This is a genomic window from Sorangium sp. So ce296 (assembly GCF_051529605.1).
In the GTDB taxonomy this organism is placed as follows: Bacteria; Myxococcota_A; Polyangia; order Polyangiales; family Polyangiaceae; genus Sorangium; species Sorangium cellulosum_D.
Genome location: NZ_CP150325.1, coordinates 9587575 through 9606531 on the forward strand (window position 1 = coordinate 9587575; position 18957 = coordinate 9606531).

13 protein-coding genes are annotated in these 18957 nt (G+C 74.2%); 12 read left to right on the top strand and 1 reads right to left on the bottom strand.

Features of this window, described 5'->3' with window-relative positions:
• Window positions 1–19: 19 nt before the first annotated feature.
• On the bottom strand, window positions 20–1021 hold the full coding sequence (locus tag WME98_RS35565) for an LLM class flavin-dependent oxidoreductase (protein WP_437337114.1): 1002 nt from the start codon (window positions 1019–1021) through the stop codon (window positions 20–22).
• A gap of 158 nt (window positions 1022–1179) precedes the next feature.
• Here WME98_RS35565 and WME98_RS35570 point away from each other — a divergent pair, with 158 nt between their 5' ends.
• From WME98_RS35570 to WME98_RS35625, 12 genes are all read left to right on the top strand, one after another.
• A complete protein-coding gene (locus tag WME98_RS35570; RefSeq protein WP_437946069.1) occupies window positions 1180–3966 on the top strand; it encodes a HEAT repeat domain-containing protein in 2787 nt (928 codons plus the stop codon).
• A 30-nt stretch (window positions 3967–3996) separates the two neighbouring features.
• A complete protein-coding gene (locus WME98_RS35575) occupies window positions 3997–5754 on the top strand; it encodes a hypothetical protein (protein WP_437946070.1) in 1758 nt (585 codons plus the stop codon).
• 198 nt (window positions 5755–5952) lie between these two features.
• Window positions 5953–6279 carry a TerB family tellurite resistance protein gene (locus WME98_RS35580; protein ID WP_020734229.1) on the top strand — a complete coding sequence of 109 codons (327 nt, stop codon included), beginning with the start codon at window positions 5953–5955 and terminating at the stop codon, window positions 6277–6279.
• A gap of 52 nt (window positions 6280–6331) precedes the next feature.
• Complete coding sequence (purE, locus tag WME98_RS35585) at window positions 6332–6886, top strand: 5-(carboxyamino)imidazole ribonucleotide mutase (RefSeq protein WP_437946071.1); 555 nt, start codon at window positions 6332–6334, stop codon at window positions 6884–6886.
• A 49-nt stretch (window positions 6887–6935) separates the two neighbouring features.
• The gene (purK, locus tag WME98_RS35590) at window positions 6936–8126 is read left to right on the top strand and encodes a 5-(carboxyamino)imidazole ribonucleotide synthase (protein WP_437946072.1); all 1191 of its coding nucleotides are present in this window, start codon (window positions 6936–6938) and stop codon (window positions 8124–8126) included.
• A 192-nt stretch (window positions 8127–8318) separates the two neighbouring features.
• The gene (locus WME98_RS35595) at window positions 8319–9698 is read left to right on the top strand and encodes a DUF5050 domain-containing protein (RefSeq protein WP_437946073.1); all 1380 of its coding nucleotides are present in this window, start codon (window positions 8319–8321) and stop codon (window positions 9696–9698) included.
• Window positions 9699–9911: 213 nt separating this feature from the next.
• Window positions 9912–10625: a hypothetical protein gene (locus WME98_RS35600; RefSeq protein WP_437946074.1), complete on the top strand. Its 714-nt coding sequence runs from the start codon at window positions 9912–9914 to the stop codon at window positions 10623–10625.
• Window positions 10622–11686: a hypothetical protein gene (locus WME98_RS35605; RefSeq protein WP_437946075.1), complete on the top strand. Its 1065-nt coding sequence runs from the start codon at window positions 10622–10624 to the stop codon at window positions 11684–11686. The genes WME98_RS35600 and WME98_RS35605 overlap by 4 nt, the downstream gene beginning before the upstream one ends.
• A gap of 201 nt (window positions 11687–11887) precedes the next feature.
• Window positions 11888–12871 (top strand): hypothetical protein, encoded by a 984-nt coding sequence (locus WME98_RS35610; RefSeq protein WP_061624310.1) that lies wholly within the window; start codon window positions 11888–11890, stop codon window positions 12869–12871.
• Window positions 12872–12994: 123 nt separating this feature from the next.
• Entirely contained in the window at window positions 12995–13498 is a 504-nt protein-coding gene (locus WME98_RS35615; protein ID WP_437337122.1) for a hypothetical protein, read from the top strand.
• Window positions 13499–14276: 778 nt separating this feature from the next.
• Window positions 14277–15248 carry a hypothetical protein gene (locus tag WME98_RS35620; protein ID WP_437337123.1) on the top strand — a complete coding sequence of 324 codons (972 nt, stop codon included), beginning with the start codon at window positions 14277–14279 and terminating at the stop codon, window positions 15246–15248.
• A gap of 102 nt (window positions 15249–15350) precedes the next feature.
• Complete coding sequence (locus WME98_RS35625; RefSeq protein WP_437946076.1) at window positions 15351–18710, top strand: hypothetical protein; 3360 nt, start codon at window positions 15351–15353, stop codon at window positions 18708–18710.
• Window positions 18711–18957: the final 247 nt, after the last annotated feature.

Genomic DNA, 18957 nt, shown 5'->3' on the forward strand with positions numbered 1-18957 from the left:
GCGCCGTGGGCGAGGCGCTTCACCCGGCCCGGGCGAGCTCGTCGCGCGCCTCGGCCGTGATCTCGAGCGAGCGCACGCGCGCGGCATGATCGAAGATCGACGAGCTCACCATGAGCTCGTCGGCGCGGGTCCGGGCGATGAACGCGGCCAGCCCGTGGCGCACGGCCTCGGGCGAGCCCACGACCGTGCAGGACAGCGCCTGATCGAGGCCGGCGCGCTCCGTCGGGCTCAGCTCGCGCTCGAAGCCGTCGACCGGCGGCGGCAGGGGCCCCGGCCGGCCGCGGCGCAGGTTGACGAACGCCTGCTGGAGCGAGGTCGAGAGCCGGCGAGCCTCCTCGTCGGTGTCGGCGGCGAACACGTTGATCCCCAGCATGACGTGGGGCTGCGCGAGCTGCGCCGAGGGGCGGAACTCCCGGCGGTACAGCGCGATCGCCTGCGCCATGTGGCCCGGCGCGAAGTGCGAGGCGAAGGCGTACGGGAGCCCCAGCGCCGCGGCGAGCTGCGCGCCGAACAGGCTGGAGCCGAGGATCCAGATCGGCACGTCCAGGCCGGCGCCGGGCACGGCCTGCACCAGCTGGCCAGGCTCCGCCGGGCGGAAGTAGCCCATCAGCTCCAGCACGTCCTGGGGGAAGCTGTCGACGTCGCCGGCGAGGTTGCGCCTCAGCGCGCGGGCGGTGACCGGGTCGGTGCCCGGAGCCCGCCCGAGGCCCAGGTCGATGCGCCCCGGAAAGAGCGACGCCAGCGTGCCGAACTGCTCGGCGATGATCAGCGGCGCGTGGTTCGGCAACATGATCCCGCCCGCGCCGACGCGGATCGCCCGGGTGCCGCCGGCCACGTGCGCGATCACGACCGCGGTCGCGGCGCTGGCCACGCCGCCCATGTTGTGGTGCTCGGCCAGCCAGAAGCGACGGTAGCCGAGCCGCTCGGCGTGGCGGGCGAGGTCGAGCGTGTTGCGGAAGGCCTGGGAGGCGTCTCCGCCCTGGACGATGGGTGACAGGTCGAGAACGGAAAAGGGAGTCATGTCGGGCACCTCGCTCGACTGTTGCACGCCGAGGACGGTTGCGGGAGCGCCCGGAGGCCGGCGCTGCTCGAGGCGCGGCGGCGCCCTCGCACCGGCGCTCCGGCGGTCCTGTCCGCCCGGCGCCCCCGCCCGAGGCGTCCGGGCCGCCTGGAACGGCCATGACGCAGCCGCGGCCGCTGTACTACGCTCGGGTCGTGCGCCGTACCGTCTCGCCGCTGCGCCGGCTCCCGCAGGTCCTGCTCGTCGTCGCCGCCTCGGCCGCCGCGCTCGCGCCGCCCGGGGACGCCGCCGCGTTCCTCTGGCCCAACGTGCCGGAGCAGATCGCGCGCGCGCTCACGTCGGGCGACGTCTCGGAGCGGCGCCTCGCCGCGACCCGCGTCGGCGAGCTCGCCCCGGAGACGGCGATCGCGCTCATCCAGAAGGGCATGAGCGACCCGGACGTCGAGGTGCGGCTGCACCTCGCCGGGGCGGCCGTGCGCTTCCGGATGCCGCGCGCTGGAGACCTCGTGATCGAGTGGCTCGGCGAGGGCGACGCGCGCCTGCGGCTCGCGGCCTGCGACGTGATCCGCGCCGCGCCCACCGACCGCTCCGTCGTCGCCCTCGGCCGGGTGCTCGGCGATCCCGACCCGCACGTCCGCCTCGCCGCCGCCGCCGCCATGGGCGCGGCGGGCCTCCCGGACGCCGTCTCGCCGCTGCTCGGCCACCTCGACGACACCGCGCCGGAGGTGCGCGCGGAGGTCGCGCGCGCGCTCGGCCGGATCGGCGACGCGCGCGCCGTCGTGCCGCTCATCGGCAAGGTGCAGGACTCGGTCCCGGAGGTCCGCCGGGCCACGGCGCGGGCGCTCGGAGAGCTCGGGGACGCGCGCGCGGTCAGCGCGCTCATCCTCGCGCTCCAGGACGCATCCCAGGACGTCCGCGTCGAGGCGGTGACCGCCCTCGGCCGGCTGCGCTCGGACGAGGCGACGTCCGCGATCGCCGATCTCGTCGCGGCGTCGCCGCTGCCCACAGGCGCGTTCCTCGGAGCGCGCCCGACCGACAGCGGCACCTCGAGCAACGACGTGCGCGAGGCGGCGCTCCGGGCGCTCGGCCGCATCGGCACCGACGCGGCGGTGAAGGTGCTGCTCGCGGCGCTCGCGAAGGACGACCCCGCGGCGCCGCGGTCCGCGGTCCGCGACGCGCTGGTCACCGCCGGGAGGCCGTCGGCGGCGGCTGCGCCCGCTGCGGCTGCGGCGCCCGCTGCGTCGGCGGCGCCCGCTCCTGCGCCCTCGCCCGGCGGCGGCGCGGGGAGCGCCGGCGCCGCGAACGCTCGCAAGGGCACCGCCGTCCCCGCGCTCGTCGGCGCGCTCGGGGCCGCGCCGTCGCCCAACACCGCGGCGGGCGCCGCCCTCGTGCTCGGCGAGCTCAAGGCCAGGGAAGGGCTGCCCGCCATCGTCCGGGCGATGCAGCGCGGCGTCGTCCCGCTCCGGCACGGGCTCCGCGCCCTCGGCGCGCTCGGCGACCCCGCGGCGCTGCCCAGCGTGCTCGAGCTGCTCGGCGACGCCGATCCCTCGGTCCGCCGCGAGGCGATCCGCGCCGCGACCGCGCTGCTCGATCCCGCGCGGCCCGACGGGCGCGCGGTCGACCCCGCGCGCGCCCTGCTGGTCGACCCGGCCACCCCGCCCGACGAGAAGCTCGCCCTCGTCCAGCTCCTCGGCCGCACCGGCTCGCCGCGCGCCCAGGAGGTGCTGCTGCCCCTCGCGAAGGCCCGCTCCGCGCCGCTCCGCCTCGCCGTGATCGAGGCGCTCGGCGCGGCGCGCGCCGCCGGCGAGCTCGGCGCCGCCGTGGACGCCGCGCTGCTCGAGGCGCTCGACGACGAGTCGGCCGACGTGCGCCTCCGCGCGGCGATCGCGCTCTCGCGCGTCGCCGGCCCGGGGAGCGCGCGCGCGCTGCTCCAGCGCCTCACCGTCGCCGCCGAGCAGGACCGCGGCGCGCTCGGCATCGCCCTCTCGGGCGCGCTGTCGCGCGTCCCGGACGACGGCAAGGACGCGAAGGACGCGAACGACGCGAAGGACGGCGGCAGCGCGGGCCTCGCCCGCGACGTCGCGGCCGCCATCGCGAGCGCGCCGGACGCCGCGCGCGACGCGCTCCTGGAGGGGCTCGGCCGCATGCCCGGGCAGGCCGCGGGCGCCGCGCTCGCGCGGATGGCCTCGGCGGCGCCGATCGACGACCGCCGCAAGATCGCCGAGGCGCTCGCCGGGCACCCGGAGGCCGCCGCCGCGCTCCGCAAGCTCGCGGGCGATCCGGATCCGGGCGTCCGCGCCAACGCGGTCTGGTCGCTCGGCGCCGTGGGCGACCGGGACGCGCTGCCGCTGCTCCAGCCGCTCCTCAAGGACCCCGACGCCGCCGTGGCGGGCAACGCGGCGGGCGCGATCGGGCGCGCCGCGGGCCGCGCCGGCCAGCCCGCGCGCGCGGCCGCGGCGCTCTGCGGCGCGCTCGCCGACGCGCGCCCCTACGTCCGCGCCAACGCCCTCGCCGGCCTCACCGTCGCCCGGGCGCGCTGCGACGGCGCCGCGGCCCGCGACCTGCTCGCGCGCGACCCCGCCGAGGCCGTCCGCCTCGCCGCCGCCGACCACCTCGCGCAGGGCGGCGCCGACGCCGATCGCCGCGCGCTCGCCCGCTGCGCCGGCGAGGACCGGAACGCCTCGGTCGCGGGGCGCTGCGCCAGCGCCGCCTCGCCCGGCGCGCCGCCCGCCGGCGCCGAGGACGTCGCGGTCTTCGTCGTCCCGTTCGACGCGGGCCGGGGCGGCTCGTCCCGCGACGCGCCGGTCCCGCGCGCCCCCTTCGCGCTCGTGCGCGCCGACGGCCTCCTGCGCCTCGGGGTCGCCGATCGCCGCGGGGAGGTCTTCGAGCGCGGCGCTCCCCGAGGGCCGCTCCGCCTCGCCGTCCCGGCGCCGCTCGTGAAGTGAGCCCGCGCCCGCCGCGCTGAGCCGTTCGCCATGCGCAGCCGACCCGACGTCGAGCTCCGGATGTCCAGGACCGTCCACCCGGGCGACGTCGTCCTCGTCGAGCTCGTGCTGCGCAGCCGCGCGAGGACGCCCGTCGACTCCATCGCGCTCCACCTGGAGGGCATGCAGATCGCCCGCGTCGAGGAGCGCGTCCTCGTGCCGCCCCACTTCCTCTCGCTCGTCGCCCGCCTCGCGGGCGAGACGACGCTCCCCGAGGGCGAGCAGCGCTACCGCGCGAGCTTCCCGCTCCCGGCCGACGCGCCCTGCTCGTACCTCGGCACCCGCGCCGAGATCCGCTACGGCATCACGCTCTCCATCGCGATCCCGTGGTGGCTCGACGTCCAGGAGTCGTACGAGGTGCTCGTCACGCCGCGCCCGGTCACGCGCCCGCCCCGATCGCCGGTCGCGGGCACCACCGCGCGCGGCGACAGCCCCTTCATCGAGGTCTCGCTCGACGATCAGGTCTTCGCGCCGGGCGACGAGATCTCGGGGGCGGTGGCGCTCGGCAACGTGCAGGGCCGCGGCGTGCGCGGGATGGAGATCTCGCTGGTCGGCGTCGAGCGCCTCCTCAGCGGCGGCCCCGCCGCGTCGAACCGCGCGACCGAGGCGCACCGCTTCACCGCCTTCCGCCGCGCGGACAGCCGCGACGAGGGGCGGGAGCTGCCCTTCCGGTTCCGGATCCCCCGCTCCGTCGCGCCCTCGTTCGACGCCGGGTGGGTCGCCCTGGTCTGGGGGCTCGAGGTGCGCGTCGAGCTCGCGCGAGCGGACGGCGTCGTCCACACGACGCCGCTCGTGCTCGGCGTCTTCGACCGGCCGCCCGGCCTCGGCGCGATCCGCCGGCAGATCGGCTCGGGGCGGTGGCGCGCGGTCTGGGGCGCGGTCGGCGCGCGCCACGGCCTGTCGCTCGATCCGCTGGAGCTGCGCCTCTCGGGCGCGCTCTCCGGCTGCGCGGCGTCGGTGTGGATCGACGCGGGCTCGTCGTCGAGCGGCGCGCTCGTGGGCGAGCTGCGCTGGCCGTCGTGGGGGCTCGATCTGGAGGTCGGCGTGAAGCGCTTCCTGCTCGCGCTCGCCTCCGAGGACGACGAGGGCTTCGGCCGCCGCTACCGCGTGCGCGGGCGCGACCCCGGCCAGGTCCGCGCGGTCGTCGCGGGGCCGCTGCGCAGGGCGCTGCTCGCCTTCGACGACGTCCGGCTCGACGACGAGCACGTGTCGGTCCGGTCCCGCACGCCGGGCCACGACCAGCCGTGGCTCGGCGCGTTCCTGGATCACCTCGCCGCGCTGGCGGCCGAGATCACCGCGGCGTCCGCGCGCATCCCGCCGCCCACGCCGATGGCCGGCATGCGCCCGGCGTGGGAGCGGTTCGCGGCCGAGGTCCACGGCCGCTTCGAGGTCGGCCGCATGCGCATCCGCGACGCGCAGCTCGACGGCGCCACGTTCCACATCGACACGTGCTTCGAGCGAGGCCCCCACCCCGAGCGCTCCGAGGTCACGCTGGTGCTCGATCCGCCGCTCGACGCGGCGCTCGACCCCGACGATCCCGAGCAGCTGCGCGCGGCCTCGCCCGGCGCGCGCGAGGCGGTGAAGCGCCTGCGGGCCCGCACGCACGCGCTGCGGATCGCGCCGCACGCCATCGTGATCACGGTGCCGGCGCCGCTCGAGGACCCCGCGACCCTGCGCGATCTGCTCGGCGCGCAGCTGCACCTGTCGGCGCTCCTGCGCGGCCGGCGCGTCGCGCGCCCGTACCGCTGAGGCGCCGCGGGCGGGCAGCGCGGAACCGCGGAAAGAGCGGGAAGGAGCGGGAAGAAACGGAAGTGGTCAGGGACCGGGGCGCGTGAACGCGAGGCGGCAGCGCGAACGGCGAACGGCGAGGTCCGGGAATCCCATTACGGCGGGCGGCGTGCCGATTCCACACAAAGCGCCGGCTGATCCGGGCTAGAGTCTCCGCCCATGCTCGACAAGCTCTCTCGCCAAGAACGCCTCCAGCTGATGCGGTTCATCTGCTCGTTCGCCTGGGCCGACCTCCAGGTGCGCGAGCAGGAGCGCGCGTTCGTGCGCAAGATGATCCTGCGGCTCCAGCTCGACGAGGAGGAGGCCAAGCAGGTGCGCAGCTGGCTCGAGGTGCCCCCCGCGGCCGACGACCTGGATCCGATGAAGATCCCCCGCGCGCACCGGCAGCTCTTCCTGGCGGCCGCGCGCGAGATGATCTCGTCCGACGGCGAGATCGGCGAGGAGGAGCGCGAGAGCCTGAGCCTGCTAGAGCAGCTCACGCGCTGACCGGGGCGCGGCGCCTCGATCGATGGATGATGGGTCGGTGATGAGCGGAACGATGAGCACGACGGAGCAAGGAGGAGCCGGCGAGGGCCGGACGAGGACGGAGATGGGAGCGAGCTCGACCGAGAAGCCGTGGGTCGGCGTGATCATGGGGGGCAAGAGCGACTACGAGCACCTCGCCGTGACGAGCGAGCTGCTCACGCAGCTCGGCATCCCGCACGAGGTGCGCGTCGTCTCGGCGCACCGCACGCCGGACCGGATGTTCGAGTACGCGAGCACGGCCGCGGACCGCGGGCTCGAGGTGATCATCGCCGCCGCGGGCGGCGCCGCCCACCTGCCCGGGATGGTCGCCGCGAAGACCGTGCTCCCGGTCATCGGCGTGCCCATCCCCGCCACGGCGCTGAACGGCATGGACGCGCTGCTCTCGATCGTCCAGATGCCCAAGGGCGTCCCGGTCGCCACGATGGCGATCGGCAAGCCCGGCGCCGCCAACGCCGCCCTGTTCGCGGCGGCGATCCTGTCGGGCAAGCACCCCGAGCTCCGCGAGCGCCTCGCCGCGTTCCGCAGCGCCCAGGAGGCGTCGGTGCTCCGCGACTCGGTCATCGTCTAGCCTCGTCCAGCCTCACCCTGCCTCCCTCAGGTTCTCACAGGTCCCAGAAATGCCCATCGCTCCCGGCTCTACGCTCGGTATCCTCGGCGGCGGTCAGCTCGGCCGCATGACGGCGCTCGCCGCCCGCACGCTCGGATACAAGGTCCACGCCCTCGACCCGGATCCGGACTGCCCGGCCCGGTCGGTGCTCGATCGCTGCATCGTCGCCTCGTTCGACGACGCCGCGCAGGCGGCCGAGCTCGCGTCGCAGTGCGACGTGGTGACGCTCGAGATCGAGAAGGTCGCCACGGCCGGGCTCTCGGCCGCCGCGCGGCTCGCGCCGGTGCGCCCGTCCGCCGAGGTGCTCGGCATGGTGCAGGACCGCGGCGTCCAGAAGAGCTGGCTGTCGAGCAACGGCTTCCCGGTGGGCCCCTTCCGCGAGGTCGCGACCAGCGCGGAGCTCCTCGCGGCGACGCGCGCCATGGGCGGGGCGTGCTTCGTGAAGTCGTGCGTCGGCGGGTACGACGGCAGGGGGCAGCTGCGGCTCTCGGGGGGCGGGTCCCCGGGCGGCGGCGACGACCTCGAGCGCGAGGCGGCGGCGCTCTTCGGATCGCTGGGCGGCCAGCGCTGCGTGGTCGAGCAGGCGCTCGACCTCGAGGCCGAGCTCTCGGTGCTCGTCGCGCGGAGCCCGAGCGGCAAGCTGGCGGTCTACCCCCCGGCCCTGAACCACCACCGCGACCAGATCCTCGACTGGTCGCTGCTGCCCGGCCCCCTCTCGGCCTCGGTGACGGGGCAGGCGGTGCAGATCGCGCTCGATCTCGCGGTCGGCCTGCGGGTGGAGGGCCTGCTCGTGGTCGAGCTCTTCCTCCTCAAGGACGGCCGCCTCCTCATCAACGAGCTCGCCCCGCGGCCGCACAACAGCTACCACGCCTCCGAGGTCGCCTGCGCGACCAGCCAGTTCGAGCAGGCGGTCCGCGCCGTCTGCGATCTGCCGCTCGGCTCGGTCGAGATCGTCCGCCCCGCCGCGATCGTCAACCTGCTCGGCGACGCGTGGCTCGACGGCGCGCAGCCGCCCTTCGAGGCCGCGCTGGAGATCCCGGGCGTCCGGCTCCACCTCTACGGCAAGCGGATCGCCCGCCCCGGCCGCAAGATGGGCCACCTCTCGGCCACGGGCCGCACGCCGGAGGAGGCGCTCGTCGCCGCGAAGCTCGCGATGGCCCGCCTCTCGGCGCACGCCGGCCTGCCGCTCCCCGGCCGGTAACGGCCCTTCGCGCCGCGAAGGCCTCACCAGGTCATCACACCCCACCTCCGCGCCGCCTCACGGCCGGTCGGCTCCGTCGCGCCGATCTCGTCGCGTCGATTCATGAGCCGCCGGCGAGCCGGGGCGCGACTGCTCGCCCAGGACAACCAGTGCGGGTGGGGCGGCGACGACCGCCCGCGGAGAGGCGAGACGATGGGTAAATCCTCATTCGTGGTGTTGGCGTGCGCGGCGGCTGCGCTCGGCAGCGCGTCGTGCGGGGGGACGTACGCGGGCGACGACGCCACGCCGGGCGAAAGCCCGCAGTTCTCCGTCGACGCCCAGGGCGGCGTCTTCACCGCGGAGGACGGCTTCACGATCGATGTGCCGCCGGGCGCGGTCAGCGCGGCGACGGGGCTCACCATCGAGCGCGTCGAGGCCACGCGCGACGGCGCCGTGGGGCCCATGTATGTCCTCGGCCCTGAGGGGCAGACGTTCGCCAAGCCGATCACGCTCACGCTGCCGATCACCGTCGAGCTCGAGGCGGAGCTCGGGGAGAACACCTTCCTCGACGCCTACGGCTTCACCGCGCCCACCGGCTCCGACGACTTCGCCCCGATGGAGCGTCACGACCCCTCTCCCGCCGGCGTCATCACGGAGACCTCGCATTTCTCCAGCTTCTTTGCCGGGATGATCCCGCCGACGGCGATGGCGACCCAGCACTACTTCCCGAAGGCGATCGCCGCCGACGACGCGTACCTCTATTTCGCGAGCGGCGGCACCGAGGACACCGCGCCTGAAGACTCGAACGACGGCTTCATCTATCGCGTCAAGAAGGGCACCACCGAGGCGGAGGCGATGACGCCCCCCGATCCCGACCCCACGGCGCTGTGGGTCAACGACACCGACGTGTACTGGGCGAGCGGCGGCGACAACGATCCGGTCATCCCGTCGGCGATCAAGCGCGTCAACAAATCCACCCTGGAGATGGAGACGCTGGTCGAGGTCGGTTATCTGCTGAGCCTCACCGGCGACGAAACGTCGATCTATTTCGGCGACGGCGATGGACACAACATCTACAAGATGGCGCTCGACGGCGGCGAGCCCGTCGTCCTCGCGGAAGGCGCCGGCAAGCCCGAGCACCTCGCGCAGGACGCAGACCACATCTACTGGACCGGCGGCAAAGCCACCAACAAGGTCTACAAGGTGGCGAAGTCGGGCGGGGAGGTGACGGTCATCGCCGAGAACGAGGCGGAGCCGGCCGGGATCGCGGTGGACGCGGAGTTCGTCTACTGGGCCAACACCGGCGACGGCGGCGTGTTCAAGGCGCCGATCGCCGGTGGGGCCAAGACGCTGATCCACCAGGGGGGCTCGATGGCGGGGCTGGCCCTCCGGGGCTCGACGCTGTTCTCGACGGACACGAGCCGGAACCGCAGCGTCAACGCGCACGATCTCGAGAGCGGCACGACCGTCGTGCTCGCGCTCGGCCAGCACTTCGCCTGGCGCATCGTCGCCCCGGAAGGTCAGGACGTGTTCTGGGCGAGCGGCGGCGATTACCGCTTCGAAGGCCAGGTCGTCGCCTACCGCGCGCCTTGATCGCCCGCGTCCCGGCGGCGAGCGCGAGCGCGCGACAGCAGGGGCGAACGCGACCGACGATGCCAGTTCGTCCCCGCCGCGCTCCGCCGCCGGACGGCGTCGGAGGCCGCATTCAAAGCTCTCCTGAGGCCGCTCGCCAGCGCGCGGCGCGGCGCGGCCGAGGGCCGGGCGCGTTGACGGCGTGAGACGTCCTCGCGTATCTGTTCATGTTCGATGCAGATCACCCTCGCGAGCGCCAGGCTGCGAACCGCGCTGTTCGCCTCGATGGCGGCCGTCGCGGGCGCCGGGCTCGCCGTCGAGGTGCTCAAGCCGATCCTCGGTCTGAAGAGCCGCAGCGGCGTCGTCCCGCTGCTCTCGCTGAGCTACGAGCAGAATGTGCCCACGTGGTACACATCGTGTCTGCTGTTCGCGTGCTCTCTCACCCTCGCGGCGATCGCCGCCGGCGCCCGCCGCGGGGGCCGGTTCGTGAAGCACTGGTGGGGGCTCGCCGCGGCGTTCCTGTACATCTCGCTCGACGAGGTCGTGGAGATCCACGAAGCCGCGAGCTCCTGGCTCGATCTGGGCGGCGTCCTGTACTTCAGCTGGGTGATCCCGGCGGTCGTCGTGGTGGCGGCGTTCGCGCTCGCGTACCTCAAGTTCCTCGCGCACCTCCCGCGCGGCACCCGGAACCGGTTCTTGCTCTCGGGCAGCATCTATGTCGCCGGCGCCCTCGCCCTGGAGCTGCCGCTCGGGTACTGGACCGAGCAGGCCGGGAGCGACAACCTCGTCTACGCGCTCATCGACTTCATGGAGGAGTCGATGGAGATGCTGGGCCTGAATCTCTTCCTCCTGTCGCTCGTCGACCATCTCGCCGTGCAGGGGTGGACGATCGGCTTCTCGCCAGCAGCTCCGGAGCCGGGGTCCGCCCCGGTCGAGCGTGCTGTATGAGCGCCCGGGCCGAGCCTGCGTCTCCCGCGCCCCCCGCCGCGGGCAGGGCGGCCTATATCGTCGGCCCGGGGTACGACTGGGCTTTCTTCCTGCTCCCGCCGCTCGTCGCGCTGGCCGCCGGCGCCTTGATCGCGGGGACGCCGTTCACCGACGCGCGGTTCCGGCTGTACGGGGAGAAGGTCACGTGGGCGGGGCTCTTCATCGGGACGCTCATTCACGGCCACCTCGCCGCGGTGCTCCTCCGGAGCCACGGCAACGCGGAGATCTTCCGGCGGCACCGGCTCCGCTTCCTCGCGGCGCCGGTCGCCCTGTTCGCCGCGATGATGCTGTCCATGTGGGCCGTCGTTTGCGTGACCGTCCTCGTCGTGTTCTGGGACGTCTACCATTCGGCGCTCCAGACGTTCGGCCTCGGGCGCATCTACGACGCCCGCGCGGGGAACGCGCCGGCGCTCGGCCGCCGGCTGGATCTCTGGCTCAACCTGCTCCTCTACGTCGGCCCCATCCTGGCGGGCGCGACGATGCTCCTCCACTTCCAGAGCTTCGACGCCTTCGAGGACGTGGGCGCCGCGCTCTTCGCCTCCGTCCCGGGGCTGATGGAGTCGCACCACCGCGTCATCCGCTGGTGCGTCATCGCCGCAGGGACCTTGTTCCTGGTCTATTACGCGCTCGCTTACCGCTCGCTGTACCGGCGGGGGTATCGGGTGTCGTTCCCCAAGGTGTGGCTGTTCGCGACCACGGGGCTCTGCTCCATCTACACATGGGGGTTCAACCCCTGGGGACAGGCGTTCTTCATCATGAACCTGTTCCACGCCGTGCAGTACCTCGCGCTCGTCTGGTGGTCGGAGGGCGGCCGCCTCCGCCGGCGGCTGCGCCTCGACGCGCGCCGCGCCGGCAAGCCGATCGCGGTGGCCGTCTTCCTCGCGGGCGTCCTCGCCTACGGCGTGTGGGCCGAGCTCGCGCCGGCGGAGGACCGCGCGCTCTGGTCGCTCACGCAGACCGTCGCGCTGATGCACTTCTGGTACGACGGCTTCATCTGGTCCGTGACCCGCAAGCAGGTGTGAGGCGGGATGCGGACCATGAGCACCTCGGGACAGGTCGGCGGCCGCGCGGCGCCGCGCGGCGCCGCCGGCGCGCGCCCGTGGCGCGGGCGGACGGCCACGCGGGCGCGGCCGCTCTGGTACGATGCGGCCGGCTCACCCGGCCGCCGTTCGATGGACTCCGCAGTCGAAGCGCTCGATCCGGGCTTTGCCAAAGAGGGATGTATGAGAATCCAGGGTTGTCTCCGCTCCGTGCTCCTCTCGCTCGCGGTGGTCTCCACGTCGCTCGTCGCGCCCGCCTGCAGCAAGTCGCCGCAGATCACGGCGGAGAGCATCGAGGACAACTGGGCGCTGACGGAGCAGCACGAGCCCGGCTCCGTCGTCATGACCGTGGCCCAGGACGGGCAGGTGACGGTGCTCGTGAAGGACAGCGGCGGCAAGCCCATCGAGGAGGGCGTGTCGGGCAACCTCACGGTCAAGGTGCCTGGCAAGGACGGCGCCGCGGTGAAGGCCGAGCTCGTGCCGGAACCCAAGTCGGGCGGCGTCCTGCGCGCCAAGATCCCGCCGCTCGAGGACGATCTCACCGAGGTGAGCTACGAGTTCAAGGTCAAGGGCGAGCCGTTCACGGGGGTGCTGCACGTGCCGCGCGGCGGGACCCGGGAGCTCCAGGAGAGCGCCAAGGAGAACCAGGCGACCAAGGTCGATGGGATGAAGGGCCCGAACGGCGGGGTGCTCCAGCCGGTCGGGGACGACATCGTGGAGATCGTCGCCGACAAGGAGACGGGCGACCTGCGCGTCTACGTGCTCGATCTCAACCTCAAGCCGGTCCCGATCGGCGAGCGCGAGATCAAGCTGGCCATCCACACGGCGTCGGGCCCCGACGTCATCGTGCTCGCGCCCGGGCCCGATCGGCTTTACTTCACCGGCAAGCTGAAGGCGAAGGTCAACCCGACCAAGATCACGGTGGTGGTGAAGGAGGGCGGGCACACGGATGTGGTCCTCTGCGGCTACCGTCCGGGCTCGGTGATCGTGGTCGGCCCGAGCGCGCCGGTGATCGGCATCCTGGTCGCCACCGCGTGGGCCGTGAAGGTCAACGTGAAGCCCACGGTCGTGGTGCACGACGACGATGACGACGACGGCCGCCGGGTCATCGTCATCCACAAGGGCAAGCACAAGGGAAAGGGCAAGGGCAAGTGGCGCTGGAAGTGAGGAGGGCCCGCGCCGCGGCCTCGCGCGGCGCCCCGGCGAGGTGACGCGGCGAGGTGACGCGGCGTCCCGGCGCGGTAAGGTAGCGGCGCCGCGCCCGCCTCACCCGACGGAAAGCCCTCCTCCATGACCGAAGCGCCCGAGCTCCCCGACCTCTCCCCCGACGACGCTCACCCCCGGGCGGTCGCTGCCCTCGCCGACCCGTTCTTCTGGTCGCTGACCGACGAGACCGCCCCGTTCGGCAACGAGACGGCGCACGAGACGCTCACCGCGTTCCGCGACTTCCGCGACGAGCACCCGAAGGGGAGCCCCATCGAGCTGCTCGACGCGCTCCTCGCCCGCTGGGAGGTGGAGAGCGCCCACTGGAACGCCGTGGACGCGGCCGAGGTCCAGGCGCTCGGCGAGGAGGACGAGTACAGCCTGCTCACGCGCGACGAGGCGATCCTCGCCCTCGCCTTCAGCCAGATCGTGACCGAGGGCAGGCTCGATCCCGAGGTGCGCCGCCGCGCGCTCCTGGCGCTGGCCCGGCAGGCGCTGCCCGCCCTGCTCAGCGCCTTCGAGGGGCGCGCCCTGGAGCGCGCGCTCAGGATCGACCGGATGCGGGCGGTCCTCTCGGAGCGCTGGGCGTAGCGCGGCGTCGCTCGGGTCGCCTCGAGGGCCTACCGCCGTTGGAGAGTGGCGTATGCCGTCAGGCCAAAAGAAGCGAATCGTCGAATCGGCGCCCGGCTGCCTCCGGATCCTCGTACGCGTCCCACCCGCACGCGGGCGCTTCGATGATTGAACCTCGATAGGCCTGTTCGTCCTGGGAACAGCGTCCCCCCCGGTCGATCCAACACACTGTAGGGTGGCTCGCAGAGAGCGTCAGTGGCTGCGTTTACCGACCAATAGGTCAGGGAGACCCTGAATTTTGCGCCGCTGCGGAACGGCGGAACGGCGGAACGGCGGAACGGCGGAACGGCGGAACGCGACGGATGGCCTTCTCGCCCAGCGGAGCTTCCGGGGGGCAATGGCGGTCCCGGTATCGCTCGCAGCGGAAGATCCCGACCGCGAGCCACGCGCAGCTATCGTCCGCCGCCGCGACACCGCAGGACGTGACGCCCTGCGCTTGGCGCTCGGGCGGCTCGAAGACCGACGATCCCTTAGGTTACCGGTGTTCTCGAGCGCGCGCCATCGAGGCACGCGGCTGCTGCGCACATGGATCATCGAGCTCATCGGCGCATGGATGATCAGGTCCCCCTCTTCCCCGGCGCAAACCCGCGGCAGGGACGGCAACGCTCGTCGCCCCCGTCGGCCGATCCGCTGGAGCCGGCGCTACGCGCGTGATACCCTCCACGTTCCGGCGATCGATGTCGCGGGACCGTTGACGATTGGGTAGGGCATAGCGCCCCCGAAGAAGAAGGAGTGCGGGATGGAGCTCAGGACATGGTGCGCGGCGCTCTGCGCAGGGATGATGGGTCTTGTGGCGTGCGGCGGCGACTCGGGCACCAACGAGGACAGCGGTTCGCCGGGCGCGAGCAACGGAGGGAGCCAGGGGCAAGGGGGGGACATCTTCGGGTCGGGGAGTGGCCCCATCGGGCAAGGAGGGGGCTCCTTCGGCAACGGGGTCAGCGGAGCGACCGGCGGGACGGGGGGCAGCGGCGCGAACAGCGCGGGGTGCGAGCACGTCGATGTCGTGTTCGCGCTCGACAACTCCTCGAGCATGAACGAGGAAAAGGAGTCGATGCGCGAGGTCGTGTTCCCGGCCTTCGCGCAGGCGCTGCTCGATATCAGCGGCATCCAAGACTTCCGCGCGGCCGTGATCGACGCCTGCCCGCTCCCTGCAAATTTCCACACGCGCGGCGCCGCGGGCGAATGTTCGTTCCAGAGCGGACAAGCGTGGATGGATAGCTCGAGCAACGACCTGACGGGCGAGTTCCAGTGCGCCGCAGATCTTTATGTGGACGATGTCGAGTGCAGCGGCAACAACGACGACGAACAGCCCGCGTCCGCCGTCGCCGCCGCGCTGGAGCCGCCGTTCTCCCAGGCGGAGAACGCGGGGTTCAGCCGCGACAACGCGCTCCTCGTGGTGGTGGTGATCACCGATGAGGACGAGCAGCCCGTCCCCCGCCAGACGCCGCAAGCGATCCACGATCGGCTCGTCGCCGTGAAGGGCGACGCGAAGAACGTCGTGTTCCTCGGCATCGGCGGGAAGACCGATTGCGAGGGGGCCTATGGGGACGCGGATGAGGCCGACAACCTGCAGCGGATCGTGGACACGTTCGCCACCGACGGCCGCGGCTTCTTCTGGGATCTCTGCCAGGGGCGCCTCGAGGACGGCCTCACGAACGCTCTCACGGCGATCGAAGAGGCGTGCGAGGAGTTCGTGCCCGTCGTGAATTGACGCGAGCCGGGCGCCAGGGGGTGCGATGAGCGCACCTGGCCGCGGAGCGGCGGAGCGCCCGGCCCTGTCCTGAGCACGCTTTTCGGCGGTACGATCGCCGCCATGGACACCGCTTCCTTCCTCGCCGAGGTCGAGCCGCTCGCCCATCACGACCGCGTCCGCCGCGCCGTCGCGCTCGGCCGCGCGGCCGCGGGCGGCGACGCGGGCGCCGCCGCCCTCCTCGGCGCGCTCTCGGGCAGCGCCCAGGCCTACGAGCGCCTCCTCGCGCTCATGGCCGTGTACGGCTCGGGCGACGGCGCGCGCGTCCTCGCGGCCGTGTCGGACCCGTCCCGCCTCGTCCGGCGGCGCGCGGGCCGCATGGTGGCCCGCTTCTGCGACGACGCGCAGGCGCTCGCGGCGCTCGACGCCGTCGTCGAGCGCCGCACCCTCCGGCGCACGGTCGCCCAGCTCGCGCGGCGGAAGCGCCAGGCGGTCGTGGACGCCTTCCTCGGCGCGCGCCTGCAGCAGCAGGGGCGCGATCCGACGATCGTGGATCTGCTCCCGTTCGGCTCCGAGCCGCTCGTGTCGGCGCACCGGCGCGCCATCGACGAGGCGGGCGGCCCGCTCTGCCTCGCGCGGCTGGCCGACCGGCACCCTGTCGGCGCGGCGCGCTGGTTCGGCGAGGCGATCGCGCGCTCCGGGTCGCTCGACGTGCGCCAGCGCTACCGCCTCGCGCCGCTCCTCGTCCGGCTCGCCCAGCGCGCCCCCGACGCGGCGCTCCCGCTGATCCAGGCCCTCTTCGACCGCGGCGAGGATCCCTCGTCTCTCGCCGACGAGCTCCGCCTGCTCGCCCGGTCGCGCCCGGCCGCCACGTTCGACCTCCTCAAGGCGCGCCACGAGAGCGGCCGCCCGGCCCGGCCGCCGGGCGCCTTCGGGGTCGTGCGCTTCGACGAGGGCGCGCCCGCCCTCGGCGCCGAGCGCCTCGATTTCCTCATCCGCAACGCCTGGGGCGCGCTGAGCGACGGGAAGCGGGGCGTGCGGTGGTTCCTGCGGCTGCGCACGGATGACCAGAAGGCGGTCCTCCGCGCCTTCCTCCTCGGCGGGCGAGGGGGCTTCGGCGCCTTTCTGTTCCGCTACGTGAAGGCCGAGTCCGCCGAGGAGCAGGCGGTCCGCGAGCGGGCCTTCGAGCGCTGGTCGTGCGCCGCGCAGGCCGAAGGCGGCTCGATCGCGCCCGAGGTGCTCGACGCCCTGCCCGGCGATCTGCGCGAGCGCGAGGCGCGGCGGCACCTCTTCGACTGCCCCGCGCTCGTCGCCAAGCCGGACCGGCGGATGAGCTACGCGCGCCTCCTGCCGTTCGCCGAGGCCAAGGCGGTGCTCGCGCCGTTCCTCGGGCACCCCGAGGGCGACGAGCGGGCCAAGGCGCAGGCGCTGCTGATCGCGAGCGTCCTGCACGACCGGGGCGCGCTCGCCGAGGCGCTCGCGAACGTGCGCGCCCGCAAGTTCGAGCAGGACCCGGTGCGGCGCGCGATGATCGGCGCCCTCGCCGCGCTGCCGCTCGCCCGCTTCGGGCCGGAGCACCTCGACGCGGTCTCCGTCGTGGCGCAGGACGCGCTCGACGCCGCGGACCTGTCCCAGGCCACGGCCTCGGCCGTCGAGCGGCTCGTGGTCAAGCTGTTCCGCGTCGACGGCGCGTGGGGCGCCCGCTGGCTCGCGCGGATCCTCGCCGTGCGCGGCTCGGTCTCGACGGCCGGGCTCGGGGATGGGCTCACGCGGGCGGAGGCCGAGCGGCTCACCCCTGCGCTCGCGCAGCTCGCGGGCGCGTGGAGCACCGCCGAGCGGGCCGGGGCGGTGCTCTCCCTCGCGCACAGCCTCGGCGTCCGCCTCAAGGTGGTCGCGCCGCTGCTCGACGCGCTCGAGCGGCTGTCCCGCGAGCTCCCGTTCGTCGGCGTCGCGGCCGGCGCGCTCGGGCTCCTCCGCATCCACGATCGGCCGCGGTTCGCGCGGCTCGTGCCGGCGCTCCTGCGCGAGGACGCGAGCTTCGCCCTGATCGGCGACGTCGCCCGGCACGTGAGCCGGAGGCGCCAGGATCTGCTCGATCCGCTGCTGGACGGCCGGCCCATGACCGGCAGGTACGCGACGGGGCGGACGCGCTGGGTGATCGACTTCGGCGCGGGCCACGCCCGCTGGACGGCGCGGCAGCAGGCGCGGTACGCGGCCGGCCTGCGCGCGCTGCTCGCGGACGAGACGTGCGACGTCCCCACGCTGCGGTTCGCCGTCTCCACGCTGGCCCGGCTGGCGTACGTCGACGCGTCGGTGATCGTCCCGTTCGCCGCGGACCCGCGGCAGCCGCTCCGCGAGATGGCCGTCCGGGCGCTGCCGTGGCTCGACGCCGGCCAGGGCGTGCCGGTCCTGATCGAGTGCCTGGGCGACGACCGCGCGCGCTGGGCCATCTACGCGCTCCGGAAGGCCTTCTCCGAGATGTCCCGCGACCGGGTGCTCGCCGAGCTCCGGGCCGTGCCGACGGCGAAGGTGACGGTGGCCAAGGAGGTCGTGCGCCTGCTCGGCGAGCTGGGCGGCGACGACGCCTACCGGGAGCTGCTCCGGCTGGACGGCCCGAAGACCCACCGCGACGTGCGGATCGCGCTGCTGCGGGCGCTCTGGGATCACCTCGACCGGCCGGAGACGTGGGACGTCTTCGGCCGCGCCGTCCGGGATCCCGACTGGATCGTGGCCTCGAAGCTCGCGGACATTCCGCTCGGCCGGCTCTCGAGCGAGGCGGAGCAGCGCGTGGTGGAGCTGCTCGCCGCGATCCTCGGGCGGGCGGAGCCGGAGGCGCGGCTCGATCTGCTCCGGCGCGCCGCGTCCTTGCCGCTCCGGGACGAGAAGCGCGCGCTCTTCCAGCGGCTGCTCGGGCACCTGGACGCGCCCGCGCCCGAGGAGGCGGCGGTGGCGCTGGCCGCCGTGCTCGCCCGGATGCAGCCGGGGGAGGTCGCGGCCGTGGTGGCGCGGCTGAAGGAGGTCTCGCCGAGGCGCCGGCACCTCGTGGCGTTGCTGCCGGTGCTCTCGGCGCGGCTCGGCGCTTATGCCGCGCGGCACCACGTGGCGGTGGGCGAGGGGCTGCTCGCGGCGCTGAAGGCGGACGACCTGGCCGTGCCGCAGTACCTCGGGCTGGCGGCCCGGCTGCTCGGGTGGCGGGAGCTCGGGCAGGCGCTCGTCGAGCTCGGCCGGCGGGACCTGCTGCACCACGACGCGATGGTCGCGGCGATGGCCGCGGTGCACGGCTGCGTGCACCCGTCGCCCCTCGAGGAGGCGCTGCGGGGGAGCGGCGATCCGCGGCTGCGGCGGATCGCGCTGGAGGCGCTGGTGCAGGCGGCGTCGCCGAAGAACGGGTGGACGGCGGAGCGGCGGGCGTTGCTGGAGCGGTACCGGAAGGACCGGTCGCCGGCGGTGGCGGGGCCGGCGTCGTTCGTCGCGCCGCCGTGATCGATCTGCGGATCGTCCCCGGGTCGCCGGGCGGCGCCGGACGGGCGTGAGCCCTGCGGCTCGCATCCCGAAGTCGCAAGGACTCTCGTCTGTAAGGAGCGCAATCGCTCCTCGGCATCAAGCCGTGTCGCCCGGCCGAGGCCTTCCCGGCGCCCATCGAGCTCGCGGCGTGACGCATTGGCGGAGTCCGAATCTCCGCTCGGCCTCGGCATGATTTCGACAATGCGGAGCGGTGGTCATGGTGGTA